We start from the raw sequence: 568 nt of genomic DNA on the forward strand, positions 1-568 counted from the left end.
AAGCCTCCCACCTATCCTGTACATGCAGTACCGAATCCCAGTACCAGACTGGAGTAAAGCTCCATGGGGTCTTTCCGTCCTGGCGCGGGTAACCAGCATCTTCACTGGTACTTCAATTTCACCGGATGCATTGTCGAGACAGTGCTCAAATCATTACGCCTTTCGTGCGGGTCGGAACTTACCCGACAAGGAATTTCGCTACCTTAGGACCGTTATAGTTACGGCCGCCGTTTACTGGGGCTTCAATTCAAAGCTTCGCTTGCGCTAACCTCTCCTCTTAACCTTCCAGCACCGGGCAGGCGTCAGCCCATATACCTCACCTTTCGGTTTCGCATAGACCTGTGTTTTTGCTAAACAGTTGCTTGAGCCTATTCTCTGCGGCCACATTTCTGTGGCACCCCTTCTCCCGAAGTTACGGGGTCATTTTGCCGAGTTCCTTAACAATGCTTCTTCCGTCGGCCTTAGGATTCTCTCCTCATCCACCTGTGTCGGTTTACGGTACGGGCACATATAAAACAATAGCGGCTTTTCTCGGCACACAGCCTGCATACTTCACTACTTTATTTCG

At 50.9% G+C, this 568-nt stretch carries 1 rRNA gene; it reads right to left on the bottom strand.

The annotated features are described in order from the left end of the window. Positions 1-568, bottom strand: a 23S ribosomal RNA gene (locus WMO43_RS14130); the annotation flags it as partial.

The organism is Maccoyibacter intestinihominis, from assembly GCF_040096355.1.
Taxonomy (GTDB): domain Bacteria; phylum Bacillota; class Clostridia; order Lachnospirales; family Lachnospiraceae; genus Maccoyibacter; species Maccoyibacter intestinihominis.